17 protein-coding genes are annotated in these 22,547 nt (G+C 70.7%); 6 read left to right on the forward strand and 11 right to left on the reverse strand.

Features of this window, described 5'->3' with window-relative positions:
* The first annotated feature begins 61 nt into the window (after positions 1-61).
* On the forward strand, positions 62-1,438 hold the full coding sequence (locus ACZ5CW_RS32600) for an alpha-amylase (RefSeq protein WP_468607744.1): 1,377 nt from the start codon (positions 62-64) through the stop codon (positions 1,436-1,438).
* A gap of 168 nt (positions 1,439-1,606) precedes the next feature.
* Positions 1,607-3,073, forward strand: a complete 1,467-nt coding sequence (locus ACZ5CW_RS32605; protein WP_468607746.1) for a hypothetical protein — start codon at positions 1,607-1,609, stop codon at positions 3,071-3,073.
* On the opposite strand, the gene ACZ5CW_RS32610 is transcribed toward ACZ5CW_RS32605, so the two are convergent.
* Entirely contained in the window at positions 3,048-4,085 is a 1,038-nt protein-coding gene (locus tag ACZ5CW_RS32610) for a hypothetical protein (RefSeq protein WP_468607748.1), read from the reverse strand. The two genes, ACZ5CW_RS32605 and ACZ5CW_RS32610, sit on opposite strands and share 26 nt — an antisense overlap.
* On the opposite strand from ACZ5CW_RS32610, the gene ACZ5CW_RS32615 reads away from it, so the two are divergent.
* From ACZ5CW_RS32615 to ACZ5CW_RS32625, 3 genes are all read left to right on the forward strand, one after another.
* Positions 4,063-4,407, forward strand: a complete 345-nt coding sequence (locus ACZ5CW_RS32615) for a hypothetical protein (protein ID WP_468607750.1) — start codon at positions 4,063-4,065, stop codon at positions 4,405-4,407. The two genes, ACZ5CW_RS32610 and ACZ5CW_RS32615, sit on opposite strands and share 23 nt — an antisense overlap.
* Before the next feature lie 456 nt (positions 4,408-4,863).
* Entirely contained in the window at positions 4,864-10,263 is a 5,400-nt protein-coding gene (gene pulA / locus ACZ5CW_RS32620) for a pullulanase-type alpha-1,6-glucosidase (protein ID WP_468607752.1), read from the forward strand.
* A gap of 32 nt (positions 10,264-10,295) precedes the next feature.
* Complete coding sequence (locus ACZ5CW_RS32625) at positions 10,296-10,658, forward strand: 5-carboxymethyl-2-hydroxymuconate Delta-isomerase (RefSeq protein ID WP_468607754.1); 363 nt, start codon at positions 10,296-10,298, stop codon at positions 10,656-10,658.
* A 4-nt stretch (positions 10,659-10,662) separates the two neighbouring features.
* On the opposite strand, the gene ACZ5CW_RS32630 is transcribed toward ACZ5CW_RS32625, so the two are convergent.
* The 5 genes from ACZ5CW_RS32630 to ACZ5CW_RS32650 all read right to left on the reverse strand — a co-directional run bounded on the left by ACZ5CW_RS32630 (position 10,663) and on the right by ACZ5CW_RS32650 (position 15,963).
* Complete coding sequence (locus tag ACZ5CW_RS32630; protein ID WP_468607842.1) at positions 10,663-11,355, reverse strand: TetR/AcrR family transcriptional regulator; 693 nt, start codon at positions 11,353-11,355, stop codon at positions 10,663-10,665.
* A 60-nt stretch (positions 11,356-11,415) separates the two neighbouring features.
* Positions 11,416-12,465, reverse strand: a complete 1,050-nt coding sequence (locus ACZ5CW_RS32635) for a PDR/VanB family oxidoreductase (RefSeq protein WP_468607755.1) — start codon at positions 12,463-12,465, stop codon at positions 11,416-11,418.
* Positions 12,465-13,361, reverse strand: coding sequence for a metal-dependent hydrolase (locus tag ACZ5CW_RS32640; RefSeq protein WP_468607757.1), 897 nt, complete (start codon positions 13,359-13,361; stop codon positions 12,465-12,467). The genes ACZ5CW_RS32635 and ACZ5CW_RS32640 overlap by 1 nt, the downstream gene beginning before the upstream one ends.
* A 76-nt stretch (positions 13,362-13,437) precedes the next feature.
* On the reverse strand, positions 13,438-15,348 hold the full coding sequence (locus tag ACZ5CW_RS32645; protein WP_468607759.1) for a hypothetical protein: 1,911 nt from the start codon (positions 15,346-15,348) through the stop codon (positions 13,438-13,440).
* 48 nt (positions 15,349-15,396) lie between these two features.
* Positions 15,397-15,963, reverse strand: a complete 567-nt coding sequence (locus ACZ5CW_RS32650) for a tetratricopeptide repeat protein (RefSeq protein WP_468607761.1) — start codon at positions 15,961-15,963, stop codon at positions 15,397-15,399.
* Between the two features lie 118 nt (positions 15,964-16,081).
* Here ACZ5CW_RS32650 and ACZ5CW_RS32655 point away from each other — a divergent pair, with 118 nt between their 5' ends.
* Entirely contained in the window at positions 16,082-16,474 is a 393-nt protein-coding gene (locus tag ACZ5CW_RS32655; RefSeq protein ID WP_468607763.1) for a hypothetical protein, read from the forward strand.
* A gap of 79 nt (positions 16,475-16,553) precedes the next feature.
* Here ACZ5CW_RS32655 and ACZ5CW_RS32660 read toward each other — a convergent pair whose 3' ends face one another.
* From ACZ5CW_RS32660 to ACZ5CW_RS32680, 5 genes are all read right to left on the reverse strand, one after another.
* Entirely contained in the window at positions 16,554-18,107 is a 1,554-nt protein-coding gene (locus ACZ5CW_RS32660) for a DUF1996 domain-containing protein (RefSeq protein ID WP_468607765.1), read from the reverse strand.
* 174 nt (positions 18,108-18,281) lie between these two features.
* Positions 18,282-18,935, reverse strand: coding sequence for a LuxR C-terminal-related transcriptional regulator (locus ACZ5CW_RS32665; RefSeq protein WP_468607767.1), 654 nt, complete (start codon positions 18,933-18,935; stop codon positions 18,282-18,284).
* Complete coding sequence (locus ACZ5CW_RS32670; protein WP_468607769.1) at positions 18,920-20,206, reverse strand: sensor histidine kinase; 1,287 nt, start codon at positions 20,204-20,206, stop codon at positions 18,920-18,922. The genes ACZ5CW_RS32665 and ACZ5CW_RS32670 overlap by 16 nt, the downstream gene beginning before the upstream one ends.
* Positions 20,207-20,237: 31 nt before the next feature.
* Positions 20,238-21,284, reverse strand: coding sequence for an NAD-dependent epimerase/dehydratase family protein (locus ACZ5CW_RS32675; RefSeq protein ID WP_468607771.1), 1,047 nt, complete (start codon positions 21,282-21,284; stop codon positions 20,238-20,240).
* 63 nt (positions 21,285-21,347) lie between these two features.
* The gene (locus tag ACZ5CW_RS32680; RefSeq protein ID WP_468607773.1) at positions 21,348-21,932 is read right to left on the reverse strand and encodes a winged helix-turn-helix domain-containing protein; all 585 of its coding nucleotides are present in this window, start codon (positions 21,930-21,932) and stop codon (positions 21,348-21,350) included.
* Between the last annotated feature and the right edge of the window lie 615 nt (positions 21,933-22,547).

Consider the following 22,547-nt stretch of genomic DNA (forward strand, 5'->3'; position numbering starts at 1 on the left):
GCGTCACCGCAAGTTTGCTGAAACATTTCAGCAAGCGCCTTCAAGGACGAAGGACCCCCACATGGCACGCAGAACACTCCCCATGGCACTCGCCCTCGCGGCCGCGGCAGCGGTTGGCATGAACCCGACTACCGCGCAGGCCTCCCCACCCGGGACCAAGGACGTCACCGCCGTCCTCTTCGAGTGGAAGTACTCCTCGGTCGCCCGCGAGTGCACCAGCGCCCTCGGCCCCGCCGGCTACGGTTACGTGCAGGTCTCCCCGCCCGCCGAGCACATACAGGGCTCGCAGTGGTGGACGTCGTACCAGCCGGTGTCGTACAAGATCGCGGGCCGCCTCGGCGACCGCACCGCGTTCCAGAACATGGTGAACACCTGCCACGCGGCCGGCGTGAAGGTCGTGGTCGACACGGTCGTCAACCACATGTCGGCAGGCGGCGGCACGGGAACCGGCGGCTCGTCGTACACGAAGTACGACTACCCCGGCCTGTACTCCTCCCACGACTTCGACGACTGCACGTCCCAGGTCACCAACTACCAGGACCGCTGGAACGTCCAGCACTGCGAACTGGTGGGCCTGGCCGACCTGGACACGGGCGAGGAGTACGTCCGCAAGACCATCGCCGGCTACATGAACGACCTGCTGACGCTGGGCGTGGACGGCTTCCGCATCGACGCGGCCAAGCACATCCCCGCGGCGGACCTGGCGAACATCAAGACCCGCCTGACCAACCCTTCCGTCTACTGGAAGCAGGAGGTCATCTACGGCGCGAACGAGGCCGTCCAGCCGTCCGAGTACACCGGCAACGGAGACGTCCAGGAGTTCCGCTACGCCTACGACCTCAAGCGCGTCTTCAGCAGCGAGAAGCTGGCGTACCTGAGCAACTACGGCGAGGGCTGGGGCTACCTGAGCAGCTCGGTGGCCGGGGTCTTCGTGGACAACCACGACACCGAGCGGGGCGGCAGCACCCTGAACTACAAGTCGGGCGCCGCCTACACCCTGGCCAACGTCTTCATGCTGGCGTACCCCTACGGCGCCCCCGACGTCAACTCCGGCTACGAGTGGTCGGACGCCGACGCGGGCCCGCCCAACGGCGGCACCGTCAACGCCTGCTGGCAGGACGGCTGGAAGTGCCAGCACGCCTGGCCGGAGATCAAGTCCATGGTCGCCTTCCGCAACGCGACCCGCGGCCAGGCGGTCTCCGACTGGTGGGACAACGGCAACGACGCGATCGCGTTCGGCCGCGGCAGCAAGGGCTTCGTGGCGATCAACCACGAGACCGGCAGCCTGACCAGGACCTACCAGACCTCCCTGCCCGCGGGCGCGTACTGCAACGTGCAGAACAACACGACGGTGACGGTGAACTCCAGCGGGCAGTTCACGGCGACGCTGGGGTCCGACACGGCCCTGGCGGTCTATGCGGGCAAGTCGAGCTGCTGACCGTACCGACGGCCGGGCCCACCTCGTCCTGCTCGCGGCCTGCGTAGCGCGAGGTGGGTGCCGGCCCCCGGTGACCCCGGGTGGGAGAGGCCGGGCAGGGCCGTCCGCACGGGGCCGACCGGAGCAACTCCGTGTGCGCGGTTCCGGCACCCGTTCGAGGCTGGCTCCATGAGCATCCGTCCATGGGTCGTCGTCGAGGCACCGGACGGTCGTGGTCTTCGCCGGGTCACCATCGACGGGGAGACCGTGGGCAGTGCCTGGTCGCTGCGCGAACTGCGAAAGCTGCTGGACCGCCGCGGTCACCCGGACGTGGACGTCGAGGACCCGGCGTCCGTGTGCTGGCGCGGCGGGGACAGCGGTACCTGGCCCGCCCGGTCCTGGCGAAGGCGCGCGACCGGCGTTCTCATGGCGCTGGGGCTGGTCGCGTCCGCGGTCCTCAACGCGGTGATCGGATGGCCGGACGTCTTCGGCGCCCTGACTTTTGCCCAACGGATAACCGGGGCCCTGTTCGTCCTGTCCGCTCTGGTGCAGGCCGCGGCAGCGGTCTCGGTACTCGACCACTGGGGAAGACGGCAGTACAAAATCTCCGGTGCGATCGTCCTGCTCGGTGTCCTCATATCATTCGTCACCGACGGCATCCTCCTTCTGATGTGGCTCGAGGAACGGGAATACACGCCCTACATGCTGGCGTTCATGCCGCTCGGATGCTGGTCGCTCTGGGCGCTCTTCCTGCTGGTCCGGGAAAAATCATGGAAGGGAATTCCGCAACCCAAGAGATTTGCGGCCGGCGTATTCGTGTCGGCCCTGTTGACTTCTCTCAGTCTGGCGTACTCGACCATGTACCAACCAGCAGTGGCCCCCATGCGTTTCGCGCTGAAGGCGGGATTCGGGACGGCGCGGGCCGACCGTGGGCGCCCCTACGTCCAGATCCCGCTGAAGCTCTCCGTCAAGAACACCGGAGAGGTCTCGGTGTACATCATCATCAATGACTTCACGGTGTACGGCAGAACTGCCAAGTATTCCGAGCGGGGTAATCTGCTCAAGGAACAGTGGAAGAAGAGCTTCGAGGAGGGCGGTGAGACGAAAGAGGAGGCGGAACGCCACGTCGATCGACTCGGATACACGCCGATAAGCAGCGGGCGGTTCTACAGGCCTGGTGAAGTCCTCGGCAGCGGGCAGGAGGACGCTCGGGTGCACGTGTTCGAGATCCCCGAGAACGTCCAGTACGACCTGCTCCGCGTCGACCTGCAGATCACATACATGAGGCAGGACCGGGGGCGGATCGACGTGGGGAAATTCAGTGAGGCACACGCCTCGTGGATCAAGGGGAGCCGGTACTACTGCCATCCGGCGTTGTGCGGGGAAACGCTCAGATATCACGGCGCGGTGCGCCACAACAGCAATCTGGTCAACGTGACGCGCAGGCCACGGTATGTGACAGCGGAGTGGTCGCCGAAGACAGGCCCCAAGTACTCCATTTCCTCCTCTTATGACTTCGCCGGCGGAAGGGGTGCGGGTGATCCTGCCGAAGAAAGCAGAGAAGTGGACAGGTTCGGTGCCTCCACGGTCTACGCCTCTTCGGAGGTGTCCGTGGCGGAGCTGCTGAGGTCTATTCCTTCTCCTCGGCCATCTTGACCCAGGAGCCCGATTCGACCCCGAGATCCCGGTCGAGTTGCAGGGCCGCCCGCAGGCAATCACGCCCCGGAGGGCCGAGGGCCCCGAAGAGTTCACCGGCCGGCAGGGAATCGGCGAGCTTCGGGATGAGGAGTCTGATTTCCAGTGGAGCGTCGTCGGGTTGCTCGTTCAGCAACTGGACGAGTACGTCGAGAGAATCGTCGTTCCCTGTTTCGTTCGATTTCCAGAAATCATTGACGCCTTCGCTCTCCCACTTCTCGGGTATCACACTCTTCAGATCGCTGTTCAGGGTGTCGTCCGAGACGGCGTCGAAGACCGCGTTGGTGCAGACCCTGGCCGCCTTCGGGAGCGGTTCGTCCGGCAGGCCCTGAGCGGAGGCGGCCTCCTCCTGCTTCTCCTTCATCCGGCGGATCCGCTCGTCCGAGTCGTCCTGATCCTCCCGAGGCGAACCGGCGTCGCGCGTGGTGGTCGCGAGATCCTTCCGGTCCTCGTCGGATGTGTCCGGGTCGCTGATGATGGCCAGCGAAGCGGTCATCGCCCTCGCGAGCTCGAAGGTCTTCGCATCAGGGTGACGGGTGACGGCGGAGTTCACGTCGTTCACGATCCCGATCAGCTGTCCCCGCAGCCCCTGCGGCGTATCGCGGTCGCCGATCATGTCCAGGACGGATGCCGACCTCTGTGCGACCAAGGCGTACGCGCGCCGCTGCTCGGGCGATGTCCCTCCCTGGTTCGCCGCGTCCAGCGTCGTGGTCACCTGCTTCACGAGCCCGGTCAACTGCTCCTGCAGCGCCGGAGGCGTCTGTGGATCGGCGATCACGTCCAGCGTGGAACTCAGCGCCTGTGCGGTCCTGATGACGCCGTCACGCTCCTGCGGGGAGGTCCCCGGGTCCTCCACCGCCTCCAGGGCGGTGGTCAGTTGGTCCACGCTCGGGGCCAGCTCCTCCGGAACCTCCTCCCCCTGCTGGTCCAGGTCTCCCGTCACTTCGTCGATGTCTTCCTTCTGCTGCGTCACGGCGTGGGACGCCGACGTACCGCTCTCGCCGGGACTGGGCGGCTCCTCGGTGTCCGACGTCTCGCTCGGTTGCGACGTCTCGCTCGGTTGCGGCGTCTCGCTCGGGCTCGTGGTCCCGTTCGGTGTGGAAGTGGTCCCGTTCGGTGGGGAAGGAGGAGGTGATGTCGTCGAGGGTGGAGTGCTCGGCGTCGGCGAGGGAGGTGAGGCCGTGGCCGACGGAGCGCTCGGCGTCGACGGGGGAGCAGACGTCGGCGACGGAGGCGAGGGTGAAGGAGGAGTCGACCGGAGGGACAGCTCCGCCCCGGCCTCGCTGTGGACCTGAGGAACCGGCAGAGCGGTCGCGGGAGCCGCGGGCAACGCGAGTGCCGCGGTCAGGGCTGATGCGCTGGTCAAGTGGAAGACGTGTCGCCTGGTGATTCTGGACATAGTGCATCCGGACGGGCTGTGCGTCGCACTGCTGGGTCGGTGGCGGACAGAACGCTCCGAGGGCGGTCCGACGGTCTGGTCCGCGCTGAGGTCCGCTGCGCCGCTGCAAAAGCCGCTGCAAGACCCACTCTTCACCCGTTCGGCGCATCACGCAACGGGAGCCCGAGCGCCGCGGCGGGCCCCTGGACGTCTCCGGGTCGACGCAGCGGGTGAAAGTTGTTGCCATCGCTTTCAGGACTCTTGCTGTAAGCCTTTCGTCAGCGATACGGTCACGCGGGCGCCCGGCGGCGATGGCGTGTCGCGGCGTTGGGGTCGGACCCAAGAGAGCCGCTTTCGCTAGGAGTTACCGCCTGTGATACCCAGATGGCCGGCGCCACGGACGCGCCGTACCCCACGAGCGAGACGAGCCGCGGCCGTCACCGCCGCAGCCCTCACCGCAGCACTGATCCAGCCACTGGCCGCCCACGCCGCAACCCCGCCCCCGCCCCCCTCGGACGCGAGGCTCGCCGCACAGCCCGCGCGGCACGACGACACCCGCGAGCAGTTCTACTTCGTCATGCCGGACCGTTTCGCCAACGGCGACACGTCCAACGACAAGGGCGGGCTCACCGGCTCACGGCTGAGCACCGGCTACGACCCCACCGACAAGGGCTTCTACCAGGGCGGCGACCTCAAGGGTCTGGCCAAGCGGCTCGACTACATCAAGGGCCTCGGCACCACCGCCATCTGGATGGCCCCCATCTTCGAGAACCGCCCGGTGCAGGGCACCGGCGCCAACGCCTCCGCCGGCTACCACGGTTACTGGATCACCGACTTCACCCGGGTCGACCCGCACTTCGGCACCAACAAGGACCTGCAGACCCTCATCTCCAAGGCGCACGCCAAGGGCATGAAGGTCTTCTTCGACGTCATCACCAACCACACCGCCGACGTCGTGGACTACGAGGAGAAGTCGTACGACTACCTCTCCAAGGGTGCCTTCCCGTACCTGACCAAGGACGGGAAGCCGTTCGACGACAGCGACTACGCGGACGGCGGCGGGAAGTTCCCGGCCGTCGGTACCGGCTCCTTCCCGCGCACGCCGAAGGTCGCCGGCCAGAGCAAGGTCCCGGCCTGGCTCAACGACCCGACGATGTACCACAACCGGGGCGACTCGACCTATGCCGGAGAGTCGACCACGTACGGAGACTTCTCCGGCCTCGACGACCTGTGGACCGAGCGTCCCGAGGTCGTCCACGGCATGGAGAAGATCTACGAGCGGTGGGTGCGGGACTTCGGCATCGACGGATTCCGGATCGACACCGTCAAGCACGTGAACATGGAGTTCTGGACCCAGTGGGCGACCGCGCTGGACAAGTACGCGGCCGCGCACGGGCGGAAGAACTTCTTCATGTTCGGCGAGGTCTACTCCGCCGACACCTCCGTCACCTCCCCGTACGTCACCCAGGGCCGACTGGACGCCACCCTCGACTTCCCCTTCCAGGACGCGGCCCGCGCCTACGCCTCCCAGGGCGGCAGCGCGCGGAAGCTCGCGAGCGTCTTCGGTGACGACTACCGGTACACGACCGACAAGGCCAACGCGTACGAGCAGGTCACCTTCCTCGGCAACCACGACATGGGCCGCATCGGGTACTTCCTGAAGCAGGACAACCCGAAGGCGACCGACGCCGAGATCCTCGCCAAGGACCGGCTCGCCAACGAGCTGATGTTCCTCAGCCGGGGCAACCCGGTCGTCTACTACGGCGACGAGCAGGGCTTCACCGGCTCCGGCGGTGACAAGGACGCCCGCCAGACGATGTTCGCCTCCCGGGTCGCCGACTACCTCGACGACGACGAGATCGGCACCGACCGCACCCACGGGAGCGACGCCTACGACACCAAGGCCCCGCTGTACCGGGAGATCGCCTCCCTCGCCAAGCTCCGCAAGGCCGAGCCGGCCCTGACGGACGGCGTGCAGAGCGAGCGGTACGCGGCCGACGGCGCCGGTGTGTACGCCTTCACCCGTACGGACGCCAGGACCGGCCAGGAATACGTCGTCGCCTTCAACAACGCGGGCGAGGCCAAGACGGCCACCTTCGCGACCGGCTCGGCGAACGCGTCGTACCGGGGCATCCACGGGGCCACCGGCACGCTGACGTCCGACGCCGACCGCAAGGTCACCGTCACCGTCCCGGCCGGCTCCGCCGTCGTCTACAAGGCCACCGGCACCCTCGCCGCGCCCGCCACCGAGCCGACGATCACCCTCGAGGCCCCGGCCACCGGAGCCACCGGGACCGTGGACGTCACCGCCGACGTCGACGGCGGACAGCTCAACCGCGTCGTCTTCGCCGCCCAGGTCGGCGACGGCTCGTGGAAGACGCTCGGCTCCGCCGACCACGCCCCCTACAAGGTCACCCAGACCATCGGCAAGGACGTGCCGGCCGGCACCGCCCTGCGCTACAAGGCCGTCGTGATCGACTCGGCCGGGCACACCGCGAGCGCCGCTGCGGGCAGCACCACCGGCACCCCGCCCGCGCCCGAGGTCCCCACGGCCTCCTCCCGGGACTACGCGATCGTCCACTACCAGCGCACCGACGGCGACTACGCCGACTGGGGCCTGTACGCCTGGGGAGACCTCGCCGACGGCGAGGCCACGAACTGGCCGGCCAGCCACCCCTTCACCGGCCGGGACGCCTACGGAGCCTTCGCCTACGTCAAGCTCAGGCCCGGTGCCTCGAACGTCAGCTTCCTGGTCATCGACAAGGACGGCACCAAGGACGTCTCCGCCGACCGGAGCATCGACGTCACCAGGACGGGCGAGGTGTGGGTCGAGCAGGGCAAGGCCGACGTGCTCACCGAGAGGCCCGACCTCCCGGCCCAGGACACCACCAAGGCCGTCCTCCACTACCACCGCGCCGACGGGAACTACGACGGCTGGGGCCTGCACGTCTGGACGGGTGCCGCGCACCCCACCGACTGGTCGGACCCGCTGAAGCCGGTGAAGACTGATGCCTATGGCGCGGTCTACGAGGTACCGCTCACCGCGGGTGCCACCAGCCTCAGCTACATCATCCACAAGGGCGACGACAAGGATCTGCCCACCGACCAGTCCCTGGACCTCAAGGCCGACGGCACTGAGGTGTGGCTGTTGAACGGCCAGGAGGAGCACCTGCTGCCGCAGCCCGCGGGCAGTGCCGCCGCCCTCGACCTGACCACCTCCAAGGCGGTCTGGATCGACCGGGACACCCTCGCCTGGAACGGCGTCGACGGCGCCGCCTCCACCCAGCTGCTGTACTCCGGCAACGGCTCGATCGCCGTCAAGGACGGGACGCTGACCAGCGACGACGAGCGCTGGCTGCGACTGGCGAAGACCACCCTCAGCGACGCCCAGAAGGCGAAGTTCCCGCACCTGAAGGACTACACCGCCTGGTCCGTCGACCCGCGCGACCGGGACCGGGTGCGGGAGGCCGTCCAGGGGCAGCTCGTCGCCTCGCAGCGCGCGGCCAACGGTGCCGTGCTCGCCGCGACCGGGGTGCAGACCGCCGGCGTGCTGGACGACCTCTACCCCGGCGCCAGGAAGGCCGCGCTCGGGCCGGTGTTCCACGACGGCAGGCCCACGCTCTCCGTCTGGGCGCCGACGGCCCGGTCCGTCCGGCTCGACCTGGACGGCCGTGACGTCCCGATGCACCGGAACGACGCCACCGGCGTCTGGTCCGTCACCGGACCGGCGTCCTGGAAGGGCAAGCCCTACCGGTACGTCGTGAAGGTCTGGGCGCCCAGCGTCCGGAAGATGGTCACCAACCAGGTCACCGACCCGTACTCGGTCGCCCTCACCGCCGACTCCGAGCGCAGTCTCGTCGTCGACCTGGACGACAGGTCCCTCGCGCCGAACGGCTGGCCGACCCTGCGCAAGCCCACGGCCGTACCGCTGAAGGACGCGCAGATCCAGGAGCTGCACATCCGGGACTTCTCGGTCGAGGACCGCACCTCGAAGCACCCGGGCACCTACCTGGCCTTCACGGACAGGAACAGCGACGGCTCCGAGCACCTCAGGCGGCTCGCGAAGTCGGGCACCTCCTACGTGCACCTGCTCCCCGCCTTCGACATCGCCACCCTCCCCGAGAAGAAGGCCGACCAGGCCACCACCGACTGCGATCTGGCGTCCTACCCCGCCGACTCCGACAAGCAGCAGGAGTGCGTGGCGAAGATCGCCGCGAAGGACGCCTACAACTGGGGCTACGACCCGTTCCACTACACGGTCCCCGAGGGCTCGTACGCCACCGACCCCGACGGCACGGCCCGTACGGTCCAGTTCCGCAAGATGGTCCAGGCCCTCAACCAGGACGGCCTCAGGGTCGTCATGGACGTCGTCTACAACCACACCGCCGCGAGCGGCCAGGCGGACACCTCCGTCCTGGACCGGATCGTGCCCGGCTACTACCAGCGGCTCCTCGCCGACGGCTCGGTGGCCAACAGCACCTGCTGCGCCAACACCGCGCCGGAGAACGCGATGATGGGCAAGCTGGTCGTGGACTCGATCGTCACCTGGGCGAAGCAGTACAAGGTCGACGGGTTCCGCTTCGACCTCATGGGCCACCACCCGAAGGCCAACATCCTGGCGGTCAGGAAGGCCCTGGACGCGCTGACCCCCGCCAAGGACGGCGTCGACGGCAAGAAGATCATCCTCTACGGCGAGGGCTGGAACTTCGGCGAGGTCGCGGACGACGCCCGCTTCGTGCAGGCCACGCAGAAGAACATGGCCGGCACCGGGATCGCCACCTTCTCCGACCGCGCCCGTGACGCCGTGCGCGGCGGCGGCCCCTTCGACGCGGACCCCGGCGTCCAGGGCTTCGCGTCCGGGCTGTACACCGACCCCAACGCCACGACGGCGAACGGCACGTCGGCGGAGCAGAAGGCGCGGCTGCTGCACTACCAGGACCTGATCAAGGTCGGGCTGACCGGCAACCTCGCCCGGTACCGCTTCACGGACACGGACGGCAAGGAGGTCACCGGCGCGCAGGTGGACTACAACGGCGCGCCCGCCGGATACGCGGACGCTCCTGGCGACGCCCTCGCCTATGTGGACGCCCACGACAACGAGTCGCTGTTCGACGCGCTGACCTACAAGCTCTCGAAGGGTACGCCCGCCGCCGACCGGGCTCGGATGCAGGTGCTCGCGATGGCCACGGCCGCGCTCTCGCAGGGGCCGTCCCTGTCCCAGGCGGGCACCGACCTGCTCCGCTCGAAGTCGCTGGACCGCAACTCCTTCGACAGCGGGGACTGGTTCAACGCCATCCACTGGGACTGCGCCGACGGCAACGGCTTCGGGCGCGGGCTGCCCCCGGCCGCCGACAACGCGTCCAAGTGGGACTACGCGAGGCCGCTGCTCGGCACGGTCACGGTGGGCTGCCCGCAGATCACCGGGGCCTCGGCCGCGTACCAGGACCTGCTGAAGATCCGTACGAGCGAGAAGGCCTTCTCCCTCGGTACGGCCGCGCGGGTGCAGGACCGGCTGTCCTTCCCGCTGTCCGGCAAGGACGAGACACCCGGTGTGATCACCATGCGGCTCGGTGACCTGGTCGTGGTCTTCAACGCCACCCCGCAGCAGCAGGAGCAGCGGATCGGCGACCTCGCCGGGACGCGGTACCGGCTGCACCCGGTGCAGGCCGCGGGCGCGGACGCGGTGGTGCGGACCTCCTCCTACGCGGCGGGCTCGGGCACGTTCACCGTGCCGGCGCGGACCGTGGCGGTCTTCACCCGGGTGGGGAACTAGGGTGAGGCCGTTGCCGTAGAACAGGAGTGCGCATGCCGCAGATCACCGTCGACTACTCCGACACCATGGAGAACGCCTTCGACCGCGAGGGCTTCGCCAGGGCGCTGCACGAGGCGACCGTGGAGATCGCGGCGGCGAAGCCGGAGGCCTGCAAGACGCAGTTCCGGCCGAGCGCGTACACGGTGTTCGGGTACGAGGATCCCGGGGCGCGCGGGCACGCCATCGTGCACGTGACGATCGGGCTCCTCGCCGGACGCAGCGACGAGACCAAGGCGAAGCTGACGGAGGCCGCACTGGAGCTGCTCCGCGAGCACGTCGAGGAGGCGGCGTTCACCCTGCACGCCTCCGCCGAGATCCGGGACCTCGACGCGTCGTACCGGAAGTTCGACCGGTAGGCGGTCAGGTCGCGAGGGACATGAGCCGGCCGACCAGCTCCGCGAAGGGGCCGTCGGCCGGCTCGTTCTCGACCATCGTGCGCAGCAGGGCCGCCATGTCCTCGTCGTGGGCCGCGCTGACGGCGGCCAGCGCCGCGAAGTCGTGCACGAGCTGGACTTCCAGCTCGGCGCGCGGGACACGCCGGCCGTCCAGCCAGAGCAGCGCGGTGGACTCGGCGAGCGAGATCCACGAGCGGACGACCAGCTCCAGCCGCGGGGACGCCCCGGTCACGCCCAGGTGCGACAGCATCTGTTCGTAGGCGGCCTGCCGCACGGAGTCGATGAGCGCGTTGGTGGCCGAGACGTGGTCCTTCGTGTGGACGCCGTCCACGGAGACCGCCGGGCCACCGCGCAACAGCGCCGAGAAACCGGGGCCGTGCTCGTCGACGAAGTCGAAGAAGCGGCGCATCACCCGCAGCAGCCGGGCGCCGAGCGGGCCCTCGTGCGGCTCGGCGAAGCGCCCCGCGAGGTCCTCCGCGGCACGCTTGAGCGCGGCTTCGTACAGGCTGAGTTTGCCGGGGAAATAGTGGTAGACCAGGGGGCGTGAGATGCCCGCCGCCGACGCTATCTCATCGATGGAGACCTCGTCGGGCGAGCGCCTGCTGAACAGTTCGAGGGCGACGCCGATGAGCTGCTGCCGCCGCTCCTCGACGCCCATCCTGCGGCGAACCCCGGTACTCATGCGAACACCTTACCGATCGGATCCGGCCGTCGATGTTCACATGTCGAGCACCAGGCGATCGCTTCTGGCCCGCGACACGCAGATGAGCAGGGAGTCGGCCCGTTCCGCGTCCGTCAGCAGCTCGTCCCGATGATCGATCTCGCCCTCCAGCACGCGCTGTTGGCAGGTGCCGCAGAAGCCCTGTTCACAGGAGTAGGCGGTGTTCGGCAGCTCGCGGCGCACGGCGGCCAGCAGGGTGGAGTCGGCGGGCACCGTGAACGTCCGTCCGCTGCGCCGCAGTTCCACCTCGAACTCCGCGTTCCCGTCGGCCGACGTCCGGGGCGCGAACCGCTCCAGGTGCAGCGTGGCGCCCGCGGGCAGGCGGGCCTCGACCGCCGTCATCAGGCCCTCGGGACCGCAGCAGTAGACCGCCGTCCCCCGCGGCACGCCCGCGAACAGCGCGGCCAGGTCCGGCCGTCCGTCCTCGTCCTCGGCGACCAGCGTCAGCCGGTCCCCGGCCAGCTTGCGGACCTCCTCCAGGAACGGCATCGAGGCCCGGCTCCGCCCGCCGTACAGCAGCCGCCAGTCGGTGCCGTGCGGCAGGGCCCGCAGCATGGGCAGGATCGGGGTGATGCCGATGCCGCCCGCGACGAAGACGTACGAGGGTGCCGGCACGAGGGGGAAACGATTCCTCGGCCCGCGCACCTCCAGCTCCATGCCCTCGGCGAGCTGCCCGTGCACCTCACGGGAGCCGCCCCGGCCGTCCTCGACCAGCCGCGTGGCGACCGTGTAGGAGGAGGCGTCCTCCGGGTCCCCGCACAGGGAGTACTGCCGCACGAGTCCGGAGGGCAGCACGAGATCGAGGTGCGCTCCGGGCTCCCAGCCCGGCAGACCGCGGCCTTCCAGACGCAGTTGTACGACCCCGTCGGCGATCGTCTCGTGGGAGGCGAGCAGCAGCCGCAGGGCCCGCGAACGCGGCCGGCCGGAGATCGGCTGGTCGAGGGCGGGCATCGGCCACAGCGGGGAGACCTGGACGCGGCGGCGCAGGGCCTGCCGGGTCAGCAGGGCGGCGCCCGCGACGAGGGCGACGGTACGCAGCTTCGGCATCACGACCCCGCCTTCTCCGCGGCGAGCGCGGCGGGGGAGGAGGCCAGGTAGGCAACGGCCTGGGCGGTGGAGCACTCGTGGGAGGGGTGGTAGGCGCGGCTGAGGTAGCGCGGGATGGACTTCAGCATGTCCCCGGTGGCGGGCAGGGTGCCCTGCCGGCCGCGCTGGTGGAAGTCCCTGAAGGACGCCTTGCCGTCGGCCAGCGTCGGGTCGTTCTCCATGAAGAAGCGGGTCCCGCGCTGCCACAGGAACACCAGCGCGGAGAAGGCCGCGGCCCAGGTGCGCACCCGGCGCCGGTAGCTGCCGTCGACATGCTCGAACAGGTCGAAGGCGACCGAGCGGTGCTCGACCTCCTCGGCGCCGTGCCAGCGCAGCAGGTCCAGCATGGTCGGGTCGGCACCGCGCCGGTCCAGCTCGGCCGCGTTGAGCACCCAGTCGCCGAGGAAGGCGGTGTAGTGCTCGATGGCCGCGATGAGGGCCACCCGCTCCAGCAGCCACCAGCGGCGGGCCTTGCCCGGCGGCAATGTGCGGTCGCCGAGCAGCTTCTCGAAGAACCAGTCGACCTGCGCGGTGTACGGCGTCGGGTCGAGGCCCAGCTCGCGCAGGTGCGGCAGGACCTCGTCGTGGGCCTGGGAGTGCATGGCCTCCTGCCCGATGAAGCCGACGACGTCCTCGCGGAGCCGGTCGTCCCGGATCAGCGGCAGCGCCTGCTTGTACACGTGCACGAACCACCGCTCACCGGCGGGCAGCAGGAGGTGCAGCACGTTGATGGTGTGCGTGGTGAACGGGTCGCCGGGCACCCAGTGCAGCGGGGTGTCCTCCCACGAGAAGGACACGTTGCGGGCCTTGAGCGGGACGCGCTCGGACTCCACCGGCCGGGCCTGCGTGTGAGACATGGCGTCAATGTACTGATGGGTAGGGCGCCTGAGAACCCCTGCGGCCAAGCTTGTTTACGCTGGTGTCAGCAACCGCTCAGTGCAGCCCGCGGATGCGCCGCCCGTCGGCCAGGGTGCCCGTCAGGTCGGCCCGGGCCCCCTGCTCGGCCCGAGCGGCCAGCAACGGCCCCCGCCCGGCGGCGGTGACCCCACCCGTCGCCGAGACCGACGAGGTCCCCTCGCTGCCGGCCGCCAGCAGGTACCAGTTCCCGGCGCCGGACTTCCACAGCACCCCGGCCAGCACATGGGGATCACGCGGCCCGCACGCCGGCACGTTGGTGCCCTTGGCGACGACCGTAGCGGCCGGCCTGCCCGGGATGCGGAACTGGGCCAGCGCGGCCGTCCCCCGGCCCCGCCAGGTCTCGGCCCGGGTGCACACCCAGTCGCCCGCCCCGCTGCCGTCGGGCAGCGGCTGCCGGGCGTAGGCCCAGGCGTTGACGCTGCGGATGCCCGCCGAGCGCTCGGCCGCCAGCGAGCAGGCGAACGGCGCCCACGCCCGCAGCCCCTCGACACCGGACACCTCACCGGCCGAGCCCGGGCGGCCCGCGGTGAGGTGGGCCGGGACCAGCTCGCCGAGGTCGGTGGCGAGCCGGGTGCCGGAGGCGTCGGTCAGCTCCAGCACGTTCCACGAGGCGCAGGCGCCGGGCTGCAGCGCGGAGCTGGCCAGTGGTGCGGTGACACCGTCCGTGAGGGTCAGCGGCGTCGCCGCCGAGTCCGGCTTCATCAGGTCCCGCGCGGCCGCCTTGCGCACCCAGGGGGCGAACAGATAGCGGACGTTGCTGTCGGAGCGGCCCAGTACCAGCGCGCTCGCCTCGGCATCGGTCGCGCCGTCGACGCGGGCGAAGTCGAGGGCCGCGCCCTGGGTGCCGTTCTCCGGCTCGGCGTAGCGGGCGATGCGCAGGCCGTCGTAGAGGATCACCACGCGGGCGTTGTCGACCACACCCGCGTACAGCAGCTGGGGCGGTCCGGCCGGGCCGCCGGTCTGGGTGCCGGGGGTCGCCGAGACGTGGACCGCCTCGCCGGGGCGGGCCCAGACAGCCAGGGCGCGGCGCAGCAGGGCCAGGTCGCCGGTGAGCGGGCCGCGCGCGGGCCACACGGAGAAGTCGGTGCGTGCCGCGGACTCCCAGGCGGCGGCGGGGACGCGGGTCAGTTTTCCGGGGTCGAGGGCGGCCTGAGCGGCCGGGTTCCCGGCGTAGGCGGGCGCGGCGGCACCGTCGGGCTCCCAGCCGCCGCTCGGCAGGGCGGCCAGCACCCCGCACACCGCGAGGGCGGCGGCCGCGGTGAGGACGGCCTTGGCGTGCTGGCGGCGCCGCATCAGGTCGGTGGGCCGGGCCTGCAGCGTGCAGGGGTCGAACTCGGGGGAGCGGAGCAGTGCGGGCTGCGCGGGCACTCCGTTCGCCGAGGCCAGCGCTCCGCCCGGGTCGTCGACGCCGGCGGCCTCGAGGATCCCGTGGACGTCGGCGTCGGGCAGCCCCTCCAGGCCGCGCAGCACATAGGCGGCACGGGCCGGGCCGGACAGGGCCGACAGCCGCTGGTCCAGGGCGAGTTCGTCGGCGCCGCCCGAACGCGGGAACAGCCTCAGCCCCCACACCTGGGGCAGCGACGGCGGCAGTGCGGACAGCCGGGGCAGGCGCCGGCGGGGACGGGCCGCCTCCAGGGCCGTACGCAGAACGCGCTCGCGGAGGTAGGCGTACCCGGGGTCGTCCTCCCGCCCCGAAGGCTGGGCCGGGAGCCCGGACGGCTGCTTGCGGCCCCGCGGCAGGGCGCGCTGGGTGAGGGAGTGTGCGGTCAGTACCCGGCGGCTGCGGCCGAGGCCGGGTGGCAGTACCAGGTAGGCGATCCGGACCAGTCGGGGGTAGTGCTCGACGAGCGCGGCCTCGGCCTGCTCGACGTCGACCGGTCCGGCGGAGGCGGGTGCGTGACGCTGGGCTACATCCTGTGACTGCACGTCCGGGAGAACGAGCGAACCGGTGGGAGGTCACCGCCGGACGGGTGGTTATGCCTCCGGATCCGCCTTCGGTTCCGCCTTCGGGTCGGTCTCCGGTCCCGTCTCCGGGCCGACCAGTGCGCGCGCGTAGGTGGCCATCGACCGCTGGTAGCGCGGCAGATGGGGAGCCAGGGCGCCGAGGACGAGGGACAGGCCCTCGCGGTCGCGGCCGAGACTGGACAGGCACAGTGCGAGACAGGCCCGTACCGCGTCGTCCAACTCGTCGGAGAGGGCGTCCAGTTCGGGGGTGAGCAGCTGCACGCCCTGCTCGGCCTGCCCGATGTTGCGGAGCGAACTCGACAGCTGGATCCTGGCCCGCCGCCCCTTGTAGCCGGCGAGTCCCCGCGCGAGCGCCTCCCGGTACAGCGGTACCGCCTTGTCCGAGTGCCCGGTCGAGTCCCAGGCGCAGGCCTGCTCGAAGGGGCCCAGCGGGCTGTCGTCCGGCAACTCGGCGACGAGCGTGTCGATCACCGCGCGGAACTCGTGCGCGCGCTCCTCCGGCCAGTCGTCGAAGGAGGCCCAGGCGGCGGTCACGCGGTCTTCCCAGTTCTGGTTCACCAGGGCACTTTCGCACACGCGTGCGCGTCCGGTCAGCGGATTTGAGCGCAGCCCGCGCGAGAGCCGTATCCGTTGGACGGGGTCCCGCGCCGGGGCTCCACGCGGCATGCTTGGCCCACCAGGACCGGAGGAACAGATGAGGTTGACGAGAGTGCTGCTCGGCGCCGTAGCCGTGTGCGCGCTGGCGGGCTGCGGCGCGGGCGGGGACACCGAGGCGGCGCCGCCCACCGCGACCGGCAGCCTGGAGAGCCTGGCGGCCGAGGTGAAGTGCAAGCCGAACATACAGACCGACGCCGACGAGATCCGCCAGGCCATCTGCAGGAACGGTGACGGCAGGTTCATCCTGGCCACCTTCGCCACCGACCGCGGCCAGCGCGAGTGGATCAACGACGCGAAGGACTACGGCGGTCACTACCTCGTGGGCCGCAAATGGGTGGCCGTCGGCGACGACGGGGTGGTCAAGGCGCTGCGCGGCACGCTCGGCGGCGAGATGGAGACCGGCGTCGACCATCACGCGCACAGCGGCTGACGCGCTCGGCGGGCACGGCGAAGGCCGGTGACGGGAGGGGGTTCCGTCACCGGCCTTCTGTCATGGGCCTACTGCGGGGTCAGGAGCAGTTCTGACCTCGGTTGATGCAGTTGGCGATCTTGTTGGCCAGGCCGTTCTTCGTGACGCTGATGAAGTCGTCGTGGTCCGTGGCCGCCTTGTGCAGCTGCTCCGGGAATCCGTCCACGGCGTAGGCGTTCTTCACCTGGCCGTTCTGAATGGTCGGCGGGGTGATGTTGTACACCAGGCGCATCGTCAGCTGCGGGATCGCCTTGAACCCGTTCCCGCAGACACCGCTCGCGGGGTCCGCGAACGCGACGTGCGTGCGGTGGTTGGCGCTGTCGGCGTTCTGCCCGTCCCAGCAGCTCTGGAAGGCGAACGTGCGCACCACCTTGCTGCCCTGCGGGCAGATCGGGTACTGCGTCGTCAGCTGCACCTTGTTCTCGAAGCCGGTGCAGCTCCAGTGCGCGTTGGCGTTCGCCAGACCGTTGGTGGTGGTCTTGGCGTCACCGGTGATGATGCGCAGGAACTGCGGCATCGCGACGACCTTGCTCGCCGGGCTGCCCACGTACTTGATCTGGGCCTGCACCGGGGTCAGGATCTTGCCGACGTTGCCTTCCTTGCCGCCGCCGTCCTTGTTCTGGTCGAAGTCCTGGGTACCGTCCTGGATGCGGACCACCGGCCAGTAGTACGACGACAGGTCGTTCCTGTTCTGGCAGCTGGTGCCGCCCTGCAGGAACGTGTTGTTGCTGGAGAACGCGTTGACCTTCTGGTTGCCGACGTAGTCGTGCAGGTGGTGGGCGCCGTTGGTCACGCCGGGCGCCACGATCACGTTGTCGGTGTTGAAGTTCTTGTTCGCGTTCACACCGCAGCGCGTGGTGAACGAGCCCGTCGAGGCGTTGCCCGACCTGTTCGGCTTGCCCTGGACGTTCGCCGGGACCTTCGTGATGTCGACGAAGTCCGCCGCGACCGGGCCGTTGCCGGCCTGCCCGCCGATGTTCTGCTGCTGCCCGGCGTTGCCCTGCTGCCCGCCGTTCTGCTGCTGCCCGCCGTTCTGCTGCTGCCCGCCGTTCTGTTGCTGCCCGCCGTTCTGTTGCTGGCCGCCGTTCTGTTGCTGGCCACCGGCGGTGGTCTGGTTGGCGGTCTGCGTGGTGCAGGCGGCGAGCTGCTTCAGCGCGTTGTCGAAGGAGCCGCCGACGCGCTGGATGTCGATACGGATCCGGTCGATCGTCGCGGCACGCTTCTCCTTCAGGGGGCCGACGATCGCGTTCTGCACGAAGCTCGTGTCGTTCGTCTGCGCCTGCCGGGTGGAGGCGAGCCGGGCGTAGGCCTCGGTGATCTGCTTGTCGAGGTTCGCCAGCTCCGTCGCCACGCCCTGACGGGCCGCGTTCGGCACGTTCGTCAGCTTCTGGCCGACGTCCGGGCAGGAGATCGTCGCGACCTGAGCCGTCGCGGCCTTCGTCTGGTTGCCTCCCCACGTCTGGTGGTTCGACTCGTGTGCCGAGGCGTAGAAGTTTGCCCAGATCAGCCCGCCCCCACCGAGCGCTAGGGCCGCCGATGCGGCTATGGCCTTGGTGGCCAGCGGCGTACGGCGTTTTCGTGTGTTGCGTCCCATGGAACTCCTCTGACTTCCTTGCGGGGCAGCATCGAGGCGCCCGACAGGAGTGAAGCGGCGTCCTTCCATACGGACGCCGCTGCGGAGGTGTTCAGCCCACTCACGAATTCATCACGGGTTCCCCGTGTCACGGGGGCCCCAACCACCGCTTGAGCAGCGGAAGTTCGGTAAATCTCACCGGTCGCGGTCGAGGTGGGCGAGCACGGCCAGAACGCGCCGGTTGTCGTCGTCCGACACCTCCAGACCCAGTTTGGTGAAGATGTTGGAGGTGTGTTTGGCGATGGCCCGTTCCGTCACCACGAGCTGCGCCGCGATGCCCGCGTTCGACCGGCCCTGTGCCATCAGCTCCAGCACCTCCCGCTCGCGCGGGGTGAGCCGGCCGAGCGGCCGGTCGTCGGCGGCCCGCCGGGACAGCAGCTGCTGGATCACCTGCGGGTCCATCGCCGTACCGCCCGCCGCCACCCGTCGTACGGCGTCCACGAACTGCTCGGCGTCGAAGACCCGGTCCTTCAGCAGATAGCCGATCCCGCCGTTGCCGTCGGCGAGCAGCTCGCGCGCGTACAGCTGCTCCACGTGCTGGGAGAGGACCAGCACCGGCAGCCCGGGCCGCTCCCGGCGGGCCGCGAGCGCGCACTGCAGGCCCTCGTCGGTGTGCGTGGGCGGCAGCCGGACGTCGACCACGGCGACGTCCGGCCGCTCCTCGGCCAGCGCACGGGTGAGTTCGGGACCGGACTCGACGGCGGCGGCGATCTCGAAGCCGTAGGCCTCCAGCATCCGGACCAGACCGTCACGCAGCAGGAAGAGGTCTTCGGCTAGGACAACACGCACGGCATCTCCATGGTCACCATGGTGGGGCCGCCGGCGGGGCTGCTGACGGCCAGGACGCCGTCGAATGTACCGAGCCGCCGCTCGACCCCGGCGAGGCCCGAGCCGGCCCCGACCGCCGCGCCGCCCCTGCCGTTGTCGGTGACCGTGATCCGCAGCCTGCCGTCGGCGTGGTGCACGTCCACCCAGATCCGGTCGGCGCCGGAGTGCTTGACCGCGTTGGTGAGCACCTCGCTGACCGCGAAGTAGGCGGCCGACTCCACCGGCGCGTCCGCCCGGCCGGGCAGCTCCACGGTCACCTCCGTGGGCAGCGGCAGCCGCAGCGCCAGCGCCCGTACGGCATCCCCCAGTCCGCGTTCGGCGAGGACCGGCGGATGGATGCCGCGCACCAGGTCGCGCAGTTCCTCCAGGGCCTCGGCGGAGTTCCGGCGGGCCTGGGCGAGCAGTGTCTTCGCCTGGGCCGGATCCCGTTCGACCAGCATCTCGATGGTGCCGAGATCCATGCCCATGGCGACGAGCCGGGCCTGGGCGCCGTCGTGCAGGTCCCGCTCGATGCGGCGCAGTTCGGCGGCCGAGGTGTCCACCGCGTCCCGCCGGGTCTCGGTCAGCACGCGTACCCGCTCGGTGAGTTCGCCCTTCTCGGCGCCGAGGACGGCCCGGGTGAGCCGGAAGTGGACGGTCAGCAGGCGCGGGGCGAAGCGGTAGGCGACGACGAGGATCACGGCCCCGAGCCCGGCGGCGGCGAACGCGGTCGCCTGCCCGCTCACCGGCACGAAGCCGTACCAGTACGGCCCGTACTGCCCGTACGCGCCGCCGGTCATGGCCCGCCACAGCCCGGCCGCCAGCGCGAACCCCTCGAAGGGGTAGAGAAACAGGACGGCCGGGAGCAGCGCGGTGAAGAATCCGGCCGTCATGTCGACCAGCAGCCACCGCATGTCCCGCCAGGTCGCGGGGTCGCCGAGCATCACGACCGTGCGGGTCCAGGGGTTGGCGCCCTCGGGTATCGGCCGGTAGGCCGACGGGATCGCCACCCCGCACCACTCCGCCGCGAGCCGCCGCCGCGTGTCCGCGAATTCCCGCACTCCGCCCAGGATCCCCGGGGTCGTGACGATGCCGAGGCCGAGCGGGACGAGCGCGATGGACACGAGGCTCAGCGTGAAGCACAGCACGGCGATGGGCAGCATCGCCAGCGCCAGCGCGAGCCCCCGTACGGCGGCCAGGAGGACTTCTCGCGCACGGACCCGGAAAGCGCCGCGCTTCATGTCGGTGTTCATGACGTCAGTCTTGCCGACGGCCGGGGACGGATCAGTCGTCCGAGGCCCCCTCTTCGGGGGTGGTGCCAGGTACACCCCCCGCTGCGGCCAGCACCTTCGCCTCCACGTCCCGGTCGACCCCCTTCACCGTGCGGTCGGGCCGCTGGGGGGCGACGCCGCCGATCTTTGTGAGCCACCGCCAGGTGTCGGCGACGGTCTCGCCCGCCGGCCGGCACCGCAGTCCGGTGGCCACCGCCCGGGACACGTCCGCGCGGTGCACGGCCTCGTACATCTCGCCGCCCGGCGGCACCCACACCGGCAGCTGGGTCCACGGCTCGATCCCGGCGTCCAGGATCACCGCCGGGTCGGTCCAGCGCAGCTCGGCCTCGGCGCCGGTGGCCCGGACGCACGCCCGGAGCAGTTCCCCCATGGTGGTGTGGCCGGGCGGGCTCACCAGGTCGTACGGCCCGCTCAGCTCCTTCTCCACCGCGCCGGCGACCCAGTCGGCGAGGTCGCGCACGTCGATGTACTGCAGCGCCAGATCCCGCGGCCCGGGGGCGAGGACCGGGCCGCCCCGGGCGATCCGGGTGAGCCACCAGGGCAGCCGGCCGACGTTCTCGTACGGGCCGAGGATCAGCCCGGCCCGGACCAGCAGCGAGTCCCGCGCGCCGAAGGTCTCCAGGACCGCCAGCTCGCCGCCCCGCTTGTCCCGTGGGTAGTCGCTCGCCCCGGCACCGGCCGCGGCTCCCTCGACCAGCGGGGCGTCCTCGCCGGCTCCGGGAGGCCAGGGCCAGGCGTACACGGACCGGCTGGAGACGTACACGTACCGTCCGGCACGGCCCCGCAGCAGCCGTGCCGCGTCCAGCACCGCGCGCGGCGCCGACGACCAGGTGTCGACCACGGCGTCCCAGGTGCCGTCGTCGGCGGCGAGGGCGGCGAGGCCGTCGGGAGCGGTGCGGTCGCCGTGCAGCGACCGTACCGACGAAGGAGCTTCGTGCCGTCCCCGGTGGAAGACGGTCACCTCCCAGCCGCGCCCCAGCGCTGCCTCCACGACGGCCCGCCCCACGAACTCCGTACCGCCCAGCACAAGAAGTCTCATGCCGGTGATCATGCCCGGTCGGGGCGCGGACCGGTACGGGAATCTGCCGACGGCAGAGCGGGCTCAGCGGCCGGTCGGCGGGGTGTACTTGTAGCCGACCCGGCGCACCGTCTGGATCGACTGACGGTGCTGGACGCCCAGCTTGCGGCGCAGCCGGGCGATGTGCACGTCGACGGTGCGGCCGTCGCCGACGTGGCCGTAGCCCCAGACCGTGGTGACCAGCTGGTCGCGGGTGTGCACCCGGTGCGGGTGCGCCACCAGGTGCGCGAGCAGCTCGAACTCCAGGTAGGTGAGGTCGAGTTCACGGCCGTCGACGCTGGCGGTGCGCTGCACGGGGTCGATCCGCACCAGCGGCGCGGTGCCCGCCTCCGGTCCGGCCTCCGAGGCCTCCGGCTGGTCCGGCACCGCGACCGGCAGGAACGGCGGCTGCTGGTCGGCCGGGACCAGCACCAGGTAGCCGACCATCGGCGGACGGCCGGGCAGCGCGGGCAGGGTGTGCTGCGGCGCGGGCAGCCAGGTGGCGCCCGGGGGCAGGAAGTCCGCGACGTCGACCACCTCGTCCCGGTCGACGGCGCGCAGCCGGTGCCGGGTGCCGTTCGGGGCGGGGGCGGTCAGGGTGGCGGTGGAGAGGGAACGAGTGGTCGCCATGAGAGGTCAGCTCTTTCGCGCGAGGAGTTCGTCGGGGGGAGCGGCGGCCGCGATTCGTGGTCGGGCGCGCCGGGGGACGTACGTCGTTCCGCGCTGGCCGAAGGCCGGGGTGTACGGCTTTAGAGGGCCCGCGCGTTCATCGCGCGGCAACACACCCGGTCGAAGTCGTGGTGCTGACGGGAAGGCCAGAAGGGCTCGAGGTCATGGCGACCCGTCGCGGTGTACTTCTGGAAGCTGGCCATGCGCCCATTGAAGCAGACGAGGGCGCCGGACAGGACCCTCCTCTCACTGCTTGGACGCTTCCTTGGCGTGAAGTTGACGTTGCGTGTGCTCCGGGGTCGGCGATACGGCCCTGGTCAGCGGCTTTCTCCACGTCGACGTGTCCGGAACGCCGTCTCGGCATCCGGACACGGGTGCTCGGTCGAGGACCGTCGCGGGGGCCGGCAGCCCGCGGACGGCGGACCGCGGGCGGCGGGCCGCGGGCGGCGGTCGGGGTGCGGGTCACCCACCACGAACAGGTCGTGGGCGGCGCGGCGGACCGACTCGGCGACCTCGCACGGCGGTTCCACGGCGGCCCGGGGCAGCCGTGCGCCCGTCGGCCGGCCGCGGCTCGAT

It is taken from the genome of Streptomyces sp. NPDC031379 (assembly GCF_055569615.1).

Bases quoted from the DNA above. Each gene is read 5' to 3' on its own strand.
- ACZ5CW_RS32600 (WP_468607744.1), top strand. From the start codon at position 62: ATGGCACGCAGAACACTCCCCATGGCACTCGCCCTCGCGGCCGCGGCA.
- ACZ5CW_RS32675 (WP_468607771.1), bottom strand. From the start codon at position 21,284: ATGAGACTTCTTGTGCTGGGCGGTACGGAGTTCGTGGGGCGGGCCGTC.
- ACZ5CW_RS32640 (WP_468607757.1), bottom strand. From the start codon at position 13,361: ATGTCTCACACGCAGGCCCGGCCGGTGGAGTCCGAGCGCGTCCCGCTC.
- ACZ5CW_RS32660 (WP_468607765.1), bottom strand. From the start codon at position 18,107: ATGGGACGCAACACACGAAAACGCCGTACGCCGCTGGCCACCAAGGCC.
- ACZ5CW_RS32625 (WP_468607754.1), top strand. From the start codon at position 10,296: ATGCCGCAGATCACCGTCGACTACTCCGACACCATGGAGAACGCCTTC.
- ACZ5CW_RS32605 (WP_468607746.1), top strand. From the start codon at position 1,607: ATGAGCATCCGTCCATGGGTCGTCGTCGAGGCACCGGACGGTCGTGGT.
- ACZ5CW_RS32630 (WP_468607842.1), bottom strand. From the start codon at position 11,355: ATGGGCGTCGAGGAGCGGCGGCAGCAGCTCATCGGCGTCGCCCTCGAA.
- ACZ5CW_RS32680 (WP_468607773.1), bottom strand. From the start codon at position 21,932: ATGGCGACCACTCGTTCCCTCTCCACCGCCACCCTGACCGCCCCCGCC.
- ACZ5CW_RS32670 (WP_468607769.1), bottom strand. From the start codon at position 20,206: ATGAACACCGACATGAAGCGCGGCGCTTTCCGGGTCCGTGCGCGAGAA.
- ACZ5CW_RS32635 (WP_468607755.1), bottom strand. From the start codon at position 12,465: ATGCCGAAGCTGCGTACCGTCGCCCTCGTCGCGGGCGCCGCCCTGCTG.
- ACZ5CW_RS32655 (WP_468607763.1), top strand. From the start codon at position 16,082: ATGAGGTTGACGAGAGTGCTGCTCGGCGCCGTAGCCGTGTGCGCGCTG.
- ACZ5CW_RS32615 (WP_468607750.1), top strand. From the start codon at position 4,063: ATGTCTTCCTTCTGCTGCGTCACGGCGTGGGACGCCGACGTACCGCTC.